At 49.8% G+C, this 17,145-nt stretch carries 17 protein-coding genes; 12 read left to right on the top strand and 5 right to left on the bottom strand.

Going from position 1 to position 17,145, the window contains the following annotated elements:
* Window positions 1-7: 7 nt before the first annotated feature.
* The 5 genes from AC2YIT_RS08485 to AC2YIT_RS08465 all read left to right on the top strand — a co-directional run bounded on the left by AC2YIT_RS08485 (window position 8) and on the right by AC2YIT_RS08465 (window position 5,694).
* Window positions 8-1,693 carry a SusD/RagB family nutrient-binding outer membrane lipoprotein gene (locus tag AC2YIT_RS08485; protein ID WP_487278894.1) on the top strand — a complete coding sequence of 562 codons (1,686 nt, stop codon included), beginning with the start codon at window positions 8-10 and terminating at the stop codon, window positions 1,691-1,693.
* Between the two features lie 329 nt (window positions 1,694-2,022).
* On the top strand, window positions 2,023-2,433 hold the full coding sequence (locus AC2YIT_RS08480; protein WP_430848362.1) for an Rrf2 family transcriptional regulator: 411 nt from the start codon (window positions 2,023-2,025) through the stop codon (window positions 2,431-2,433).
* A 67-nt stretch (window positions 2,434-2,500) separates the two neighbouring features.
* Complete coding sequence (locus AC2YIT_RS08475) at window positions 2,501-3,154, top strand: NAD(P)-dependent oxidoreductase (RefSeq protein ID WP_487278893.1); 654 nt, start codon at window positions 2,501-2,503, stop codon at window positions 3,152-3,154.
* A 529-nt stretch (window positions 3,155-3,683) separates the two neighbouring features.
* Window positions 3,684-4,328: an SRPBCC family protein gene (locus tag AC2YIT_RS08470; protein WP_430848357.1), complete on the top strand. Its 645-nt coding sequence runs from the start codon at window positions 3,684-3,686 to the stop codon at window positions 4,326-4,328.
* Window positions 4,329-4,371: 43 nt separating this feature from the next.
* A complete protein-coding gene (locus AC2YIT_RS08465) occupies window positions 4,372-5,694 on the top strand; it encodes a porin (RefSeq protein ID WP_487278892.1) in 1,323 nt (440 codons plus the stop codon).
* On the opposite strand, the gene AC2YIT_RS08460 is transcribed toward AC2YIT_RS08465, so the two are convergent.
* Window positions 5,691-6,146 carry an SRPBCC family protein gene (locus tag AC2YIT_RS08460; RefSeq protein WP_430848353.1) on the bottom strand — a complete coding sequence of 152 codons (456 nt, stop codon included), beginning with the start codon at window positions 6,144-6,146 and terminating at the stop codon, window positions 5,691-5,693. The genes AC2YIT_RS08465 and AC2YIT_RS08460 overlap by 4 nt on opposite strands.
* A 129-nt stretch (window positions 6,147-6,275) precedes the next feature.
* On the opposite strand from AC2YIT_RS08460, the gene AC2YIT_RS08455 reads away from it, so the two are divergent.
* Window positions 6,276-6,722: an SRPBCC domain-containing protein gene (locus AC2YIT_RS08455; RefSeq protein WP_430848351.1), complete on the top strand. Its 447-nt coding sequence runs from the start codon at window positions 6,276-6,278 to the stop codon at window positions 6,720-6,722.
* A gap of 53 nt (window positions 6,723-6,775) precedes the next feature.
* On the opposite strand, the gene AC2YIT_RS08450 is transcribed toward AC2YIT_RS08455, so the two are convergent.
* Window positions 6,776-8,893: a Tex family protein gene (locus tag AC2YIT_RS08450; RefSeq protein ID WP_487278891.1), complete on the bottom strand. Its 2,118-nt coding sequence runs from the start codon at window positions 8,891-8,893 to the stop codon at window positions 6,776-6,778.
* Window positions 8,894-9,030: 137 nt separating this feature from the next.
* Between AC2YIT_RS08450 and AC2YIT_RS08445 the strand changes: the two genes are divergently transcribed.
* The 3 genes from AC2YIT_RS08445 to AC2YIT_RS08435 all read left to right on the top strand — a co-directional run bounded on the left by AC2YIT_RS08445 (window position 9,031) and on the right by AC2YIT_RS08435 (window position 11,657).
* Window positions 9,031-9,933, top strand: coding sequence for a ThuA domain-containing protein (locus AC2YIT_RS08445; protein WP_487278890.1), 903 nt, complete (start codon window positions 9,031-9,033; stop codon window positions 9,931-9,933).
* A 5-nt stretch (window positions 9,934-9,938) separates the two neighbouring features.
* Window positions 9,939-10,844, top strand: coding sequence for a helix-turn-helix transcriptional regulator (locus tag AC2YIT_RS08440; protein WP_430848345.1), 906 nt, complete (start codon window positions 9,939-9,941; stop codon window positions 10,842-10,844).
* Window positions 10,845-11,204: 360 nt separating this feature from the next.
* A complete protein-coding gene (locus tag AC2YIT_RS08435) occupies window positions 11,205-11,657 on the top strand; it encodes an SRPBCC family protein (protein ID WP_430848343.1) in 453 nt (150 codons plus the stop codon).
* A gap of 57 nt (window positions 11,658-11,714) precedes the next feature.
* Here the strand turns inward: AC2YIT_RS08435 and AC2YIT_RS08430 are convergent, their stop codons facing one another.
* On the bottom strand, window positions 11,715-11,951 hold the full coding sequence (locus AC2YIT_RS08430) for a hypothetical protein (protein ID WP_487278889.1): 237 nt from the start codon (window positions 11,949-11,951) through the stop codon (window positions 11,715-11,717).
* Window positions 11,952-11,999: 48 nt separating this feature from the next.
* Between AC2YIT_RS08430 and AC2YIT_RS08425 the strand changes: the two genes are divergently transcribed.
* Window positions 12,000-12,518: a DoxX family protein gene (locus tag AC2YIT_RS08425; RefSeq protein WP_487278888.1), complete on the top strand. Its 519-nt coding sequence runs from the start codon at window positions 12,000-12,002 to the stop codon at window positions 12,516-12,518.
* Window positions 12,519-12,520: 2 nt separating this feature from the next.
* Here the strand turns inward: AC2YIT_RS08425 and AC2YIT_RS08420 are convergent, their stop codons facing one another.
* Window positions 12,521-13,747 (bottom strand): RsmB/NOP family class I SAM-dependent RNA methyltransferase, encoded by a 1,227-nt coding sequence (locus AC2YIT_RS08420; protein ID WP_487279016.1) that lies wholly within the window; start codon window positions 13,745-13,747, stop codon window positions 12,521-12,523.
* 89 nt (window positions 13,748-13,836) lie between these two features.
* On the bottom strand, window positions 13,837-15,066 hold the full coding sequence (locus tag AC2YIT_RS08415; RefSeq protein WP_487278887.1) for a GAF domain-containing sensor histidine kinase: 1,230 nt from the start codon (window positions 15,064-15,066) through the stop codon (window positions 13,837-13,839).
* A 547-nt stretch (window positions 15,067-15,613) separates the two neighbouring features.
* On the opposite strand from AC2YIT_RS08415, the gene AC2YIT_RS08410 reads away from it, so the two are divergent.
* Together AC2YIT_RS08410 and AC2YIT_RS08405 are read left to right on the top strand one after the other, a co-directional pair.
* The gene (locus AC2YIT_RS08410; RefSeq protein ID WP_430848333.1) at window positions 15,614-16,018 is read left to right on the top strand and encodes a DUF2147 domain-containing protein; all 405 of its coding nucleotides are present in this window, start codon (window positions 15,614-15,616) and stop codon (window positions 16,016-16,018) included.
* A gap of 107 nt (window positions 16,019-16,125) precedes the next feature.
* Window positions 16,126-17,139, top strand: a complete 1,014-nt coding sequence (locus AC2YIT_RS08405; protein ID WP_487278886.1) for an LLM class flavin-dependent oxidoreductase — start codon at window positions 16,126-16,128, stop codon at window positions 17,137-17,139.
* Window positions 17,140-17,145: the final 6 nt, after the last annotated feature.

The following is a 17,145-nucleotide window of genomic DNA, read 5'->3' as shown; positions in this document are numbered from 1 at the left end:
ATTCCAAATGAAAAATATACTAATCAAATGCGCCGCCGGTACCGTTCTCGCCACCGGCCTGCTGTGGGCAACCTCCTGCGAGAAAGATTTCGGCGATATTAATACCGATCCGAGCATTGTCATCACGCCCGATCCCAAGTTCCTTTTCACCCACTCGCTCAACAGCCTCGAATCTTACCAGGGAACCGAATGGGTCTGGGAAAACCTGGAACAGCTCCTGCGTTTTTCGCAACACCTTACCACCGATCCCTACGAGCTTTCGACCAATATCAATTCCCGGTATTCGGCTTACTACGGCAATATCCTGCCCAATCTGGTGGAGATTCGCAGGCAAATCGACATGAAATCGGATAAGGAGCGCTTCCGGAATATGCGCGCCGCCACATACGTAGTGGGCGTCCTGCACGGGCTACGAGTGACGGACATGAATGGCTCGATACCTTACACCCAAGCCGTTAAAGCCCGTGACGAACAGAATTATACGCCCGAATACGATACGCAAAAGACGCTATATGACACCTGGCTAGCCGAACTGAACGACGCGATTGCCGCTCTGAGCGCCAGTTCGGAAGACCAGGAAGGCTTCGGTCATGCGGACATTATCTACCACAGCGACTGGGTGAAGTGGGTGAAAGCCGCCAATACCCTCAAATTGCGCATCGCATTGCGCTATGAGGGCCGGGATAAGGCTAAAACACAGCAGATTTACAAGGAAGTGGCCGACAATCCCATCGGTCCCATTGTCGAAGATGCCGACCAGTTTGCCTATCTTGATCCGGACTGGGGACCTGTCGGCGGCGATGTTGATTACCGGAGCACGCGTTTCGCTACGAAATCGATCATGACATTTCTGAAACAGACCAAAGATCCGCGCCTGGTTATCTATTTCAGCCCTAATGACCTGACCAGAAATGCGTTGGATACGCTTAAAAAGTATAATCAGGCATTACCTGCATTCATCGACCCTGCCGATCCGCAGATCCGGTTCCAGGGTGGCCCGGCCGACTGGACTACCAATCCGACCGTCGCACAGTATTACAAAAACCCGCTCAATGCAGGCAGCAACAAGTACGTGTTGATGTCGACAATCAACAAGGTATTCTTCGCCCCTACCCGCAATGGTGGAAAAGGGACGTTCCAGGATTACATGATCACGAGTGCAGAAGGCTGCTTCTACATTGCTGAATTGATCCAAAAAGGTTATGGGACAGGCTCGAAAATCACGGGTACTGCCGAAGACTGGTATAAAAAAGGCATTGCATCGTCGATGCGCACGATGAACTCCATTGCACAAGCAGCACTGTCCACTACGGGGTTATCAGCCCATGCGGACACCGAAATTGCTGCCTATCTTGCCCTGCCGCAAGTAAAATTCAACGGTATCAATGATTTGGAACGCATTTACATTCAGGAATACCTGAACTTCATGCGCCTGCCTACGGAAGCGTTCACGTTCGTGCGCAGGACCGGTTATCCCAAAAACAGCTCCACCTATTATCCGCGGGACGCGTTCAACGAGGTGATTCCTCGCCGCTACTGGGTCGACGAGCCGCCGCTGGGCACCAACAACGCCAACTGGCTCAAAGCGCAGGCAGATCAAGGATTTACGCCCAATGACCGCACCGCTGCCACACTGAACAGCCAGCGATTGTGGTTTGACAAGAATAATCCGGCTTTCGGGCAGGGAATTTAGAGGTAGAAGGACAGAAGGCCCCGCTGGGGGCCTTTTGTCGTGTTATGACCCATGCTGCTACACAGGGTATGCCTCCGGCATCTTGCGTCGTTCTCTGACAGTAACGTCGATTGCTAAGTATTGGCCGCGCAGCGGCTTGCTGTTTCTAGCATGCATACACAAAACGCACTACGTGACCCCAGTCGGGTCTCCTGCATCCGAGGCCAATTTTTTCCTCCATCTTCCCTTTCCTCCATTCTCCCATCCTCCTCTTCCCCAAAAAATCCCCTCCCGCTTGCATTTCTCCCAAACGTTGTTCACCTTTGTACTGTAATAATAAAAGTTACAGTATGAACAGCGGTCGTTTCGCCATTTCCGTGCACATTTTGACACTTTTGACCTTTTCGGAGGACGAATGGACGTCGTCTGAATACTTGGCGGGAAGCATTAACATCAACCCGGTACTCGTGCGGAAAGAGCTTAGCAATTTGCGCGAACGCGGCCTGGTGTTAAGCAAAGAAGGAAAATCGGGCGGAAGCAAGCTGGCGAAACCTGCCGGTCAGATCTTCATGTCGGAGGTGTACCAAGCGGTCAAACAGAAGGATTTACTGGGAAAAGGCATCAACTCTCCTAACCCGGCCTGCCCCGTCGGACGCAAGATCAACGATCATCTCGACAGCCTGTATGACGACGCGGAAAAGACCTTGCTTGCCAGCCTGGGAAAAGTATCGCTGGCAGAATTCTGTGAGAAGTTCAATTGATTTTTTTGCACAAAACTGTAACATTTATTATTTCAGATTAACATATCCATCTTAAACACAAAAACTTATGAAAATTGCATTGATCGGTGCCACTGGATTTGTAGGCACCCACGTTTTGAGAGAACTTGTTTCGCGCGGCCACCAGGTTACGGCCATTGCCCGCAATACCGATAAAATCGACGTCAGCAACCCGCTCATTACAGTCAAAGCTGCCGACGTAGCGAATGCAGACGAGGTGGCCGCCGCCGTCAAAGGCCACGACGCGGTGATCAGCACGTTTAATGCAGGCTGGACGAACCCGAACATTTACCATGACTTTATCGCCGGCGCCAAGGCCATTCAGGCGGGCGTGAAGCAGGCGGGCGTAAAACGGTTCCTTACGGTGGGTGGCGCTGGAAGCCTGGAAATCAAACCGGGCTTGCAGCTGGTGGACACTCCTACTTTCCCCGAAGCGTACAAAGCTGGCGCCACAGCCGCCCGCGATTACCTCAATTTCCTCAAAACTGAAACTGAACTGGATTGGACTTTTCTAAGCCCGGCCATTGAAATGTCACCCGCACATCCTGGCGAGCGCACAGGTAAATACCGCACCGCACTCGACACGCCGGTGTTCGATGAGCACCATCACAGTAGGCTGTCGGTGGACGATACAGCTGTCGTCATCGTCGATGAGATCGAGCAAGGAAACTTCATCCGGAAGCGATTTACAGCCGGCTATTAGGCACGTACTTATAATAGGGTGTTGTCATATAATATGTAATGTTAGTAACATACTAACATATCTATCTATCCATACTTAAAGTATTAAAAGTATAATTCATTAAGTACTTGATAGATTCTGTTAAGTATAAAAAGTTCGATACTTTTCAAATGAATGTAAAGTATTGAACTTTTTGTGCTTTATAGTCAGCCCATCATTGAAATTATGCGCAATACTTTTAATTTATATTATATCTTTTAAAAGTATTATAAATATTATACTATTAGTAATATTTAAGTATAGTACTTTCATTACTTTTTACACTAATTATATTAATGAACATATTAAAAGTATTTTGAGTACAATATGCATACAGTACAAAGTATATTGATTAACAAGTATTTAATCCGGAAAATAATCACTAACAACCGGTCAAATCCGGTTCGTCTACCGTCACTCATTTTTCCAGCCTCGTCGGCCAACGATCGACCGCTGTACGCATTAGCACTGATTTTTAACTAATTTTGCATTCCTAAAACCTGTAAAAATCATGGCTATGAATGAGGCATTATCAGAGGCAGACGAACTTGCCAGGCTGTCGTCACACACCTTAAAAGAGAAAACCGGACGTAATTGGCCGGAATGGATTGAATGGCTCGATAACCTCAAATCCGACGGACGGGCCCATCAGGATATTGTTGCATTGTTGGAAGATCACGTGGAAAATGCCTGGTACCGGCAGAAGATCGCTCTGGGCTACCGCGAAGCAATCGGCCAGCGACAATTAGGAGAGCTCTTGTCCGGGTACGAAGTGGGCGTTTCGAGGACCTTTCCGCTCCCGGTTCAAAAGGCCTGGGAACTCATCGCCTCGGAACAAGGACTATCAACCTGGCTAGGCCCGCTCGTCGATGGCCGCGTGGGCATGGGCGAATCATTCAAAACACAGGATGGTATTGTCGGGACCGTCACCGTTCTCGCCCCGGGCTCGCATTTCAGGGTGGCGTGGAAGCCCGAATACTGGCGCTATAATTCAACTTTACAGGTACGCGTGGTGGGTAGCAAAAGCAAGAGCGCCGGCAAAAGTGTTATCAGCTTTCATCATGAAAAGCTGCCGCGTGCTGCCGACCGTGACGCGATGAAAAGGCACTGGCAAGAAAAACTATCCGATCTGGCTGAAATAATTAAGGGAAAATAAGGTTCTTTGTACCCCGATTTCCAGCCACCAATTATATAACCTAATGAAGTTCCGTGTTGCCGGCCTATTATTACTTTTTATACTTTTAAGCCATTCAGACCTTTTTGCCCAGCGCTTCCTTATGGACCTTGTGGATACGACAAACCAGATGGGAAAAGGTATGCTCTCTATTTACGAGCGCTATAATCGTGTGAGAATCAGCGGATATATTCAGCCACAGTTTCAGGTTATCTCCAAAGAAGGCGCCGAAACGTTTGCAGGCGGAAACTTCTCTACGCTGTCGAACAACCGTTTCATGCTCCGTCGCGGGCGCCTGCGCGTGGACTACGCGCACCTCAACAAGAATGACGATCCAACCTCATATTTCGTATTCCAGTTTGACGGCACCGAACGCGGCGTGGCCATCCGCGATTTCTGGGGCCGGTTTTATGAAAACAAATTCAAAATATTCGCATTAACCACCGGAATGTTCGCGCGGCCGTTCGGGCACGAAGTGAACCTTTCGTCGGCCAACCGCGAGTCGCCCGAGCGCGGACGCATGTCTCAGATCCTGATGAAAACCGAGCGGGACATCGGTGTAATGCTCACCGTTACCAGCCGCAAAACACAGGAATGGCATCAGAAACTGAAATTCGACCTCGGCGTCTTCAACGGTCAGGGTATGTCGGGGCCGATGGACTATGACAGTCATAAGGACGTCATCAGCAGGCTAAGTCTCAAACCGACCACGATCCGTGCATTGGGTGGTGCAACCCTGTCGGCGGCGGTATCAGGCTACGCCGGCGGCATTGTAAGCCAATCCGAGATCCTTTATAAAACGGAACGCAGGGGTGGCGAATATCAGGCAGTTCGCGATTCGGCAAGCGCTAACCTGCACAAAACCAGGCCACGTAACTACGCCGGAGCAGATTTCCAGCTTTCGTTCCCGAACCGGAAAGGCGAAACCGAGTTCCGGGCCGAGTACATTAAAGGCAGGCAAACGGCGACTTTCGGCACAAGTGAAACGCCCGGAACTTACCCGGTCACCAACGGCATTAAAGATCCGCTCTACACCCGCAGCTTCGACGGCGCGTATTTCTATTTTCTGCAACATCTCGGCAGCCTGGACCACCAGTTTGTGATGAAATACGACTGGTACGACCCCAATACCAAGGTCTCGGGCAAGCAAATCTCTGCCGATAAAGGATTCGGCAAGGCCGATCTCCGGTACAATACCCTCGGGATGGGTTACGTGTACATGGCAAACGAATCGCTGAAATTCGTATTCTACTATGAATTCGTACGGAATGAAAAGTCGGCGCTGCCGGGGTACGAAAGCGACGTTTCGGACGATGTTTTCACTGCCCGCGTACAGTACAACTTCTAGGTCCCGAAACGCTCGGACAGAATTTTCCTTCGGTAAGCAAAAATCGTATTCACTTCCCGGTTCACGATCATCCGGTCTATCAACCTCCCGAAAATGCCGAATGGCACTTTGTAATGCAAAATATCCTCCATCAGCACCCCTCCGTTTTGCTCGGTAAAGCGGTGCTGATGGTGCCAGAATGCATACGGCCCGAAGCGTTGCTCATCTACAAAATACTGCCTATCAACCACATGTGTAATTTCGGTACACCATTTCAGCGGTATACCGAACAGCGGTCTTACAATGTAACGGATAATCTGTCCCGCGTACATTTTTCCGCCGTGATGTGATGATGTCACGACGAATCCCATTTGGGCAGGGGTGATTTCCTTCAAATTGGAAGGGTTCGAGAAAAAAGCCCAGGCCTCGTCGAGACTGATAGGCATCCATTGTTTAAAATATAGCTCGCGCATGTCAACTCATTTCGCCTGATATACGTTAAATATACAGCCAGCGATCAAAATCTGCTCAGGGCCGTGCAGACACGGACCTCGTTGGCATAATTTTCTCAGCATTTATCACAGTACTAACTCCGAATAAACATGAACAGAAAACAGCTCGCAACCGCAACCATCTCTATCCATGCAAGCCCTTCTGCGGTTTGGAAGGCATTGGTAGAACCTGAACTCGTCAAAAAATATTTTCATGGCACTGAAATGCGCTCGGATTTTGAAATCGGAAGTCCTATCACCTTCGAAGGCGAATGGAATGGCCAGCATTATGTCGACAAAGGCGAAATCCTGAGGATTACGCCCGAACGTGAGCTAAGCTACTCATTCTGGAGCCCGCTGTCGGGCACTGAGGATTTTGAGGATAATTATACTCACGTTACATTCCACTTGTCGGACTACCACGAGAACACGACGCTGGTGGTTACACAGGACAACCTGGAAGACGACGATGCCGTCGTGAAAGCGGAGGGTAACTGGTTGAACGTGCTGCACGATCTGAAAAAGGTTGTGGAGGAAGAACGGCTGCACGTATTATAAAGGTATTTAAATACAAAACCCGTTGTGCCTGGCTCCAACGGGTTTTGTATTTTTCAAAGTTTCATCGACAGTGCTATCCGCTTTCTGCTGAGGTCTACCTCTGTCACTTTTACGGTGACGTGCTGCTGTAACTTCACCACTTCGTTCGGGTCCTTCACAAATTTGTCGGCCATTTGTGAAACGTGGACGAGCCCATCCTGCTTCACGCCCACATCGACAAACGCACCGAACGCGGTGATGTTGGTCACGATTCCGGGAAGGACCATCCCGACCTTCAGATCTTCGGGCTTCCTGACCGAGGCGTCAAACTCAAACTTCTTCATTTCGGCGCGCGGGTCACGCGAGGGCTTTTCAAGTTCGGCGAGGATATCCTTCAAAGTCGGCAAGCCCACCGACGCCGATACATATTTTTCAATTTTAATCTGGCGCCGCAACTCAGGCTTCTGCATTAAATCCTTCACCGTAGCGCCGGCGTCTTTGGCCATTTGCTCTACCAATTCGTAACGCTCAGGATGTACCGCACTGTTATCCAATGGATTAGCACCATTCTCAATACGCAGGAAGCCCGCCGCCTGCTCAAATGCTTTGGCGCCGAGGCGAGGAACTTTCAATAATTGCTGCCTCGATTTGAAATTTCCGTTTTTAGCCCGGAAATCCACGATATTCTGCGCCAGAGCGGGTCCAAGGCCCGAAACATAGCGCAACAAATGCTTGCTCGACGTGTTGAGATTTACGCCTACGGAATTCACGCAGCTTTCTACGACTACGTCCAAAGCATTTCGCAATGAATTTTGGTCTACATCGTGCTGATACTGGCCAACGCCGATCGACTTCGGATCAATTTTTACCAGCTCGGCCAACGGGTCCATCAACCGGCGGCCGATCGATACCGAACCACGGACTGTGACGTCCTTGTCCGGGAACTCCTCGCGCGCAACTTCCGAAGCGGAATAAATGGATGCTCCCTGCTCGCTCACCATAAACAGGCCGATGTCCGCCGATTGCCCGGAACCCTCCAGCAACTTCTTTACAAAGTCCTCTGTCTCTCGTCCAGCCGTACCATTACCAACCGCAATCGCTTCGACTTTGAACTTTCGGATAAGCTCGCCGATCCTGGCGCCTGCCTCCGAAGGTTTATCGAAAGGATAAATGACATGGTCGGCGATGAGATTACCCTGATTGTCGAGTACGACGACCTTACAGCCCGTGCGGTAGCCAGGGTCGATAGCCAATACTGTTTTCTGGCCCAACGGCGAAGCCAGCAGGAGTTGCCGGAGGTTTTCGGTGAACACCTGTATTGCCGCCGCATCTGCCTTTTCCTTTGATATATTGGCAAATTCCGTTTCGATCGACGGTTTCAATAGTCGCTTATAGCTGTCCCCAATCGCCAGTTCGAGCTGGTCCTTGCAGGCCTCCGTACCGAACATGAACAGCCTGTCCAATGCTTCCAGCGCCGTATCTTCATCGGGCGAAATATCGACGCTCAGAATACCTTCTTCCTCGCCCCTGCGCAGCGCGAGTAATCTGTGCGAGGGTATTTTGGCCAAAGGCTCCGAAAACTCGAAATAATCGCGGTATTTGGCACCTTCTTCCTCTTTTTTCTTCTTGACTTTGGAAGTAATAATGGCCCCGCGCTGGAATGCGTAACGGATTTTCGTCCGTGCTTCCTGATTTTCGTTGATCCACTCGGCGATGATGTCCCGTGCCCCCTGCAATGCGTCGCCCGCATTTGCAACCTGGTCGTTCAGGAAGCTGGCTGCCTTGCCTTCCGGATCGCGCTCCTTGCCCTCGAAAATGAGTTTGGCAAGTGGTTCCAGGCCTTTCTCGATGGCAATCGTCGCACGGGTTTTTCTCTTTTGTTTATAGGGAAGATAAAGGTCTTCGAGTTCGGTCATGGAGAACACGCCCTCGATCTTCTTTCTCAGCTCGGGTGTGAGTTTGCCTTGTTCTTCAATGCTCTTCAAAATGGCTTCACGACGCTTTTCGACTTCCTGCTGCTTCTGCCATGCCTCTTTGACGGAGCCTATCTGGACCTCATCCAGCCCGCCGGTGGCTTCTTTGCGGTACCGCGCGATAAACGGCACCGTGGCGCCTTCTTCGAATAACGCGATAGTACTTCTCGCCTGCTTGTCGCTGACGCCCGCCTGTTGTGCAATAAGGGTGTAGTTCATGATTACTAATGAAATTGGAAACGGCAAATAAAGCGGATATTCATGGTTTTCAAAACTAAAATTAGCGCCGAACCCACGCAGACATTTTACCGTTTATATTTGGCTTAATTTAATCTCCATACCTAGCCCCTTATCCAATGAAGTACCTATTCGGAAAGCCGCTGGCTGTCCTGATTACCACGCTGGGCATTGCCATGCCGGGCATTACCATGCTGGGCATTACCATGCTGGGCATTACCATGCTGGGCATCCTATCCGTTACGCAACCGGCATTCGCCCAGCAGAAAGCCAAATTCAGAGTTGTCGCCTTTTTTACCGGTAAAAACGACCGGGCACACGTCAGTTTTGTAGGCGAAGCCCATAAACGTTTGCCCGAACTTGGTGAGAAAAACGGGTTTACCTACGATTCTACCAGCAACTGGGACAATCTTAACGCCGAATTCCTGTCGAAATACGAGGTAGTGCTTTTCCTGGACACACGACCGGAAAAACCTGAGCAACGGGCTGCATTTCAAAAGTATATGGAAAACGGTGGCGGCTGGATCGGCTTTCATTTCGCTGCCTTCGCATTGACACCGTCGGCCTATCCGCAGAACTGGGATTGGTACCATGATCAATTTCTCGGCTCGGGGCAATACAAAAGCAACACCTGGCGCCCTACTTCGGCCATTTTGAAAGTAGAAAATCCCCAAAGCCCGGCAACCAGGGGATTAGGCAGCACTTTCAAGGCTTCTCCCAACGAATGGTACCGATGGGAGAAAGATTTAACCCAAAATCCTGACATTCAAATCCTTCTGTCGATCGACCCGGCGAGTTTCCCGTTGGGTACCGGCCCGAAGCAGCATGAAATCTGGCATAGCGGCTATTATCCTGTCGCGTGGACCAATAAAAAGTACAAAATGCTGTACATGAATATGGGCCATAATGATATCGACTACGAGAACAAAACGAACAAGGAATTATCATTTACCTTTGATAACGACGCGCAGAATCAGTTCCTCGTGAACTCGATCCTCTGGCTCGCCAACCGCAAAAAGTAACACCTATGGAACAAAGGCAAACCCGTAGTTTCGACAAAGGTCAAATGACCGGCACCACGTGGCAATGTGACGGCATCCTACTCGGGCATGCGGTTTCGCGGTTTACGGAATTGTCGGGTTTCCACTCTAAAAGCACCAATACCGAGGTCGTGCGCATGCATTTCGGCCTGAAAGGGGATTATATGTTCACCTACAACCAGCTCGGAAAGACATTCGACCTCGTAGGCGGGCATCATAACATCATGTATTCCAAGGAGTTTGAAATGACCGTGCAGGCAAAGACGCTTGAAATCGAGACTTTCGGTATTCAGTTTCCCAAAGAGGTCTTCATTCAGTTCACCCAAAATGCCAGCGATGCACTGAAACGCTTTTCAGAAGCGATCATGCTCGGGAAAAGTGCGATTCTGACTGAAAAATGGGGAACGATCGACTCACCGATCCAGCAGGTAATTCAGCAGATCATCCACTGCAGGTATTCGGAAAATCTCAAAAAGCTGTTCCTGCTTTCCAAAAGCATCGAACTGCTCGTGCTATGCGCCGACGCGTGCGAGGCTTCGGAACGTAAAACGGATCCGTTTATCAAAACCAAAACCGACAAGGAGAAGATCATCGCCGTTCGCGACCTGATCAACGAACGTGTCCATTGCCCGCCCAATCTTTCCGAAATCGCGCAGCACGTGGGGTTGAATGAATACAAACTGAAAAAAGGTTTCAAAGAGACATTCAACAATACTATTTTCGGCTATCTCACCGACCAGCGCCTGCAACTCGCCAAACAATACCTGTTGGACACGCAGCAAACAGCGGCTGAAATATCGACGCAGCTAGGCTACGCGACGCCCCAGCATTTCAACAATGCCTTTAAAAAGAAATTCGGCATCACTCCCTTTTCGGTTAGAAATAATCCGTAAAACGCAATCCGGCACGGTACGGAGTGGCGTAATATTGCCGTTGTTAAATCTGGCCATGTGGGTCAAGTCTGGTCAGGTGTAGTCAGGTGTAGTCAGACGTGGCCAGGTGTGGTCAGATGCTGTCAATTGGTGTCAGTTATAGTCAAGAACAGCAGAGTCTGATCAGGAATCGTTAGGATGAAAGACACCGGTTATTTCAAAAGCAATACCCGACAAAACTTGGCAATACCTGACATCATTAACGACACTTGGCAATACCTGACATCATTAACGACACTAACAACACCTGACAACACCTGACAACACTCAGCAACACCTGACAACACTCAGCAACACCTAACATTAAAAGTCATTCAATCAATGGAACCATTATTCATCCAAAACGAAATTACGATCGATGCGCCGGCCTCCCGTGTATGGGACGCGCTTGTAAATCCAGAACAGACGAAGCAGTATATGTTTGGCTGTGAGGCACTTTCCGACTGGAACGTCGGCAGCGAACTGCTCTGGAAAGGTGAGCACGAAGGAAAAGAGATTATCTGGGTCAAAGGGGAAGTGCTGGAAATCGAGCCGGGGAAATTCCTCCGCTACACCACCATCGATCCGCATTCGAACATCGATGATATTTCCGAAAATTACCTCCAAGTCACCTATGATCTTGTTCCGCAGGGAGAAAAAACACTTTTAAAGGTTACGCAGGGCGATTACAGCACCGTAGCGGAGGGCGAGCGGCGATACCAGGACTCGTACAACAACGGCGAAGGCTGGACCCCGATCCTGGTTGAGATCAAGAAGCTTGTAGAGGCACAGTAGCACTGCATCCAGGTCTAATCAAAAAGGGTTACCAGCATTGGGGTAACCCTTTTTGGTTCAGGGATTTTGCGATTCGATTTCGCCTACCTTGTCTTCATCAGTCGGTTCAGCCGGCTGATCCTCATCGATCCTCGAACCGGTATTGACTTCCGGCGCGTCGGTCCCCGGTATTTCGGGCGTGGGATTCAACGGGCCTGTTTCCCTCGGCCTTTCTGGATAACTTGGTGCAGGCGGCTGGTCGTCTGGCATTTCCGCGGAGGGAAATGCGAACGAGTATTGGTTCTGGAAGTCCATGGTTTCGCTTGTTGATTTCTTAAAATCAGGAAAAAACCGTGCCTTCCGATGTTTGCGGAACTAGTTGCAATCATTTCGCACTTTCACGGGAAAAGCATTTCATCCACTATGTCGGTATTGATTATTCTAATTCTCAGTTTTTTGGCTAGCCTGGGCATTACCTGGGCGTATTTCGGCGAGCCGGCTTACATTTTAAGCGGAAATATCGCCATGTGTGCAATGCTGCAATTCACTGCATTAGGACATTTTAAATTTCCCGAGGGTATGAGCAAGATGGTCCCGCCGTTTGTTCCCTTCAAAAAAGCAATGGTTTTAATAACCGGACTGATTGAAATCGCAGCAGGTATCACACTGCTCTTCCCCTCGACACGTTATGCGGCAGGTATCTTCCTGATCCTCTTTTTCATCGCGTTGCTTCCGGCTAACATTTACGCAACCAACCGCCACCTTGACTACCAGAAGGGCACCTACGACGGAAAAGGCCCCGCGTATTTATGGTTCCGCATTCCGATGCAGGTTTTCCTGATTACATGGGTCTGGTATTTTGCCGTTCAACCGGCGGTGTAGGGCTATTTCCGTTCGAGCAGCGCCATATAAAAGCCGTCGAAACCATCACGCGCGGGTGAGGTGCGGTGTTCAGAAACAAACCGCCAATCGGCTTGGTGGCGCCTGGTGAATGCCCGTACCTGCTCCTCCGACTCCGAAGGTAGAATGCTGCAAGTCGCATACACCATTTTCCCACCCTTCTTGACCATTTTGGAATAGCTTTCAAGGATGTCCGCCTGCACTTTGCGAATCTTGTCCAGAAATTCGGGTTTGAGCTTCCATTTGCTGTCGGGATTGCGTCTTAAAACGCCTAGTCCTGAGCAAGGCACATCAAGCAGCAGGCGATCCGCGGTTCCCGACAGGTTAGCAATGACTTTCTCGGAACTGATGAGCATAGTGGTCAGGTTGGTAACCCCATTTCGTGCGGCCCTGCGTTCCAGCTCCTGCAATTTATGGTGCTCGATGTCCATCGAAAGGATCGAGCCCGTATTGCCGAGCAATGCGGCCACATGCAGGCTTTTCCCGCCCGCACCTGCACAGGCGTCGATCACGGACATGCCGGGGTGTACGTCCAGGTAGGGCGCGATAAGCTGTGATCCGGCGTCCTGCACCTCAAAAAGGCCGTTTTTAAAACTATCCAAACCGGATACGTTCATCCGCTTTTTAAGTACTAATGCCTCGGGGACACCAGCGACAGGTTCGGTCATGTCAAGTCCCAGCTGCTCGCGCACCGTTGCAATATCTGTTTTCAGCGAGTTGATGCGTAAAACCACCGGAGCGGTTTTGTTAAGCGCAGACAGCTCAGCAGACCACTGCTCCCCGATTTCCGACTCACCGATCTGGTCGATCCAGTCAGGTATCGATTGTGCGATTTTGCGGATTTTCGTCCCCTCCTTATACCGTTCTATAACCGACTGCGGATCTAAACCCTCAAATTCGGGCCATTCGGGCAGGCTCTCCATTGCATCGTGCCCACCAAGCCGCAAAGGTTTGATCAGTTGCCATGCACCTGCCAGCTGCCAGAAATCCTCATTTTCTGCGGCCTTGTCCACCTGGGCGACGTATTTCACCAGCCGCCACCAGCGTACGATCTCATACACGTTTTCCGCAATAAAAGCGCGGTCGCGGGCACCCCATTTTTTGTTGGATTTCAGCAACTGCTCAACGACACGGTCGGCTTGGCGATTTTTAACAAAAATATCCTGCAAAGCCTCAACAGTAGCGGCAACAAGTCCTTTATAGAGTTTCAAAATTTCAATTTCCAGGTAAAACAAGAAGACAAAATTGGTGAGGGATCGGCTGGAATGCAAATACCAGGCCCACAGAGCTGCAAACGAGATCAATAGATATTCTGAGGCAGGTTGATCTCGAAATGGGTCCCGATACCCGGCTCCGAAGCAATATTGATATTCCCACCCAGGCTGTCAACAAGATGTTTCACCAGCGCCAGTCCAAATCCAAAGCCTTGCTCGCCGCCAGTTCCATTGGTGGACGACGCATTACCGGACAAAATCGCCTGGATATTCTCTTCGCTGATCCCCACGCCGGTGTCGCGAACTGAAATTTGCAATATGGGTCTGGCCTGGTCGATCAGCAGATGCAGGTTCACGGCCACCTCGCCGCCGGGAGACGTGAATTTCATGGAATTAGAAATAAGGTTACCCGTAATTTGAAGCAATTTACTTTTCGAAAAGTGGATATTCTCGGTTAGCGGGCTTGTTTGAACCCGAAAACGGATGTTCTTATGCTTGCCCTGTGGTCCGTAGAGCTTTTCGAGCTTGTCCTTAAAAATCATCAGCGTGAAGCCCTGTCCATTCGAAGCCCGCGACGTGCTCTCACCTGTTGGCTTTTCCCGATGCGAGTCGAGGATTTCCTCGGCCAGATCGAGGATGGAATTACCGCTTTTGTGAATCAGATTGATAAATTCGAGGACTTCATCCATTCTGTTCTGCTCGCCCTGGTCGCGGATAATCTGCGCCAGCCCCACGATCCCGCCCAATGGTCCCCGTATGTCATGTGCCACCTTTTTTTGCGTCTGGCCTGCTTCCAAAAGCCTTGCTTTCAGGTTTTCCAGCACTTTATGCGTTTTCAGGCGGGCTACGATCTCGTCGGCAATAATTTTCAGAAGCTCTATTTTCTCGGGTTCGAGCGTCTTGCGCTCCTGGTCGAGCACGCACAAGGCGCCAATGGGCAGCCCTTCACTCGTTTTCAGCGGTATACCATAATAATACTTTACATTGGGTTCGCCGGTCACATATATTTTGTTCTTAAAGCGATCGTCCGCGCTCAAATCACCGACTTCAAAATGCTCCGACTCCATGATGGTGTACTGGCAAACTGAATCCTCCCGAAGCATTTGCTCGATATCGAAGCCGTAGTTAGAGATCGTCCATTGCGTAAGGGAATCAAGCAAGTTAACAAGTGAGATTCTGGTACCGGTAACCTTTGCGGCCAACTTGGCCAAGTCCCGGAATGTGATCTGATGGTCCGAATAGTCGATATCCAACTCCGAGAGCGCCAGCAGACGCTCCATTTCATTGGCTGGCACGGGGCCATGGGAAGTACTCATAGACAAACGCAGTTTATATCAGACTCTGCAACTTTTACATAAATAGAGAACTAATTCTATAAAAAACAATGCCGTAGCCATCGTATGTCTATCAGACGAGATGAGCAAAATCACCATCGGATACAAATTTCAGCGCGGAATAACGCTTGCTGTATCCAATCTGAGGTGGCGCATAGGAACCGACTCGCGTACGACCGCACCGCCGTAGGATTGAGCGGCATCTTGGAATAATTCTGTTTCTTAATTTGAAGAACTGTCGTATATTGTCACACCAACAATCGGAAATAATTGGACTCATTCGCGTATATAATGAAAGTTCAAAATGATTAACAGTGTTAAATTCAATATTTATCGATGTTAAATAAAAGATCATTGATAAAAATATACTCTCACTGCTAAATTTGGCCGTTTTGATTTTTACAATATTTAACAGTGTAAACTTTTACAAATTTCAAACTTGCATATTTTCAAGGTCTCCCAAACACAAACAACCAACCCGACGGACACCATTAGAATGTATAAAATACTTTTTACTATATTTTTTTTTGTGAGTTTCAACCCTGCCGGATCGCAAATTATTGTCGCAGATAAGATCGTTGGCGAGTGGATCAACGAAGAAAAAGATACCCGCATAGAGATTTATAAAAACGGCGAGGAATATTTCGGTCGCCTGCTGTGGTCGGAGGATCTCTTCGAAGCCGATGGAAAAACGTCCCGAAAAGACGTCCGGAATTCCAATGAGAAGCTTCGCACCCGGAACCTGCTCCACGTGAACCTGCTAAATAACTTCGTCTTTAGCGAAGACCTTTGGGACAACGGCAAAATGTACGACCCGAGGAGCGGTAAGACCTACAACTGTCTGATTAAATTGCGTAAGGAAAAACTCGAAGTGAGGAGCTATGTGGGCATACCGCTGCTGGGAAGAAGCACCTACTGGGACCGCGTGCCCTAGCCTCCCGCCGGCGAACGTTACTATACTCGCAGACAGGATATTTAATGCCTCTAAAATGAATACAAACCGGCCATGCCGTGTTATGCTTCAAATCAAGTATTTATTGTATGAAGCATTTCAAACTGGGCATTCTCGACCAATCTGTTGTCAGACACGGGTCTACGGTCAGCGAGGCCATACAGGAAACCATTGCCACTGCTAAACTGGCCGAAGAACTTGGTTACAGCCGTTTCTGGGTTTCCGAGCACCATAATTCCACTTTTATTGCCGGCTCGGCCCCGGAAGTCCTGATGGTTAAACTGGCGGATGTAACGAGCCATATCCGCGTCGGCTCGGGCGGGATTATGCTGCCGAATCACAGCGCATTGAAAGTGGCGGAGAATTTCCGCATGCTCGAAACGCTCTATCCGGGCCGCATTGACCTCGGTATGGGCCGTGCGCCCGGCACCGACCGCATTACCTCTTCCCTCCTGAACCCATCCAACGATTTCAGCGAAACGAGCTACTTGCGACAGCTCGAACATTTGCAGCACTTTTTCAGGGATACCGCCGGCACCGAGCGCGGGTTTGTCTACGCCACGCCGCAGTCCCCGACGATTCCGGAGCAGTGGATACTCAGTTCCAGCGGAGGCAGCAGTAATATCGCCGCCCGTTTCGGAATGGGCCTCGCGGTTGCAAGGTTCATTAATGGCTTTGTGAAGCCCGATGTAGTGGAGGAATACAAACGTAATTTCCGCCCGTCCGATCAGCTCGAAAAACCCAAAGTGATCATTTCCGCGTTCACATTATGCGCCGAAACCGAAGAAAAGGCGGCATTAATGCGCAAGATGATGGACTACGTATTGGTGGAATTCGAACGGGGCAAATTCGGGCCGTTCCCCGACCCCGAAACGGTGCGGAAATACCAGTTTAATTTCGGAGAGCTCGACCGGATCAAATACAACAGCGGCCGGATCGTTTCGGGCACGCCGGAATCGGTGAAAGAGCAGCTGACCAGGCTGGCTACCGATTTCGAAGCGGACGAGATCATGGTTTCGACCATGGCCGATACGTTTGAAAACCGTATCAAATCCTTTCAATTGATTTCGGAAGCATTTAATTTGAGAGAACCGGTTCTTTAAACTTAA

The organism is Dyadobacter sp. SRI_021 (genome assembly GCF_057586235.1).
This window is presented reverse-complemented; position numbering and strand designations above follow the sequence as displayed.

Coding starts and splice junctions, on each gene's coding strand:
- AC2YIT_RS08485 (WP_487278894.1), top strand. CDS start 8: ATGAAAAATATACTAATCAAATGCGCCGCCGGTACCGTTCTCGCCACC.
- AC2YIT_RS08480 (WP_430848362.1), top strand. CDS start 2,023: ATGAACAGCGGTCGTTTCGCCATTTCCGTGCACATTTTGACACTTTTG.
- AC2YIT_RS08475 (WP_487278893.1), top strand. CDS start 2,501: ATGAAAATTGCATTGATCGGTGCCACTGGATTTGTAGGCACCCACGTT.
- AC2YIT_RS08470 (WP_430848357.1), top strand. CDS start 3,684: ATGGCTATGAATGAGGCATTATCAGAGGCAGACGAACTTGCCAGGCTG.
- AC2YIT_RS08465 (WP_487278892.1), top strand. CDS start 4,372: ATGAAGTTCCGTGTTGCCGGCCTATTATTACTTTTTATACTTTTAAGC.
- AC2YIT_RS08460 (WP_430848353.1), bottom strand. CDS start 6,146: ATGCGCGAGCTATATTTTAAACAATGGATGCCTATCAGTCTCGACGAG.
- AC2YIT_RS08455 (WP_430848351.1), top strand. CDS start 6,276: ATGAACAGAAAACAGCTCGCAACCGCAACCATCTCTATCCATGCAAGC.
- AC2YIT_RS08450 (WP_487278891.1), bottom strand. CDS start 8,893: ATGAACTACACCCTTATTGCACAACAGGCGGGCGTCAGCGACAAGCAG.
- AC2YIT_RS08445 (WP_487278890.1), top strand. CDS start 9,031: ATGAAGTACCTATTCGGAAAGCCGCTGGCTGTCCTGATTACCACGCTG.
- AC2YIT_RS08440 (WP_430848345.1), top strand. CDS start 9,939: ATGGAACAAAGGCAAACCCGTAGTTTCGACAAAGGTCAAATGACCGGC.
- AC2YIT_RS08435 (WP_430848343.1), top strand. CDS start 11,205: ATGGAACCATTATTCATCCAAAACGAAATTACGATCGATGCGCCGGCC.
- AC2YIT_RS08430 (WP_487278889.1), bottom strand. CDS start 11,951: ATGGACTTCCAGAACCAATACTCGTTCGCATTTCCCTCCGCGGAAATG.
- AC2YIT_RS08425 (WP_487278888.1), top strand. CDS start 12,000: ATGTTTGCGGAACTAGTTGCAATCATTTCGCACTTTCACGGGAAAAGC.
- AC2YIT_RS08415 (WP_487278887.1), bottom strand. CDS start 15,066: ATGAGTACTTCCCATGGCCCCGTGCCAGCCAATGAAATGGAGCGTCTG.
- AC2YIT_RS08405 (WP_487278886.1), top strand. CDS start 16,126: ATGAAGCATTTCAAACTGGGCATTCTCGACCAATCTGTTGTCAGACAC.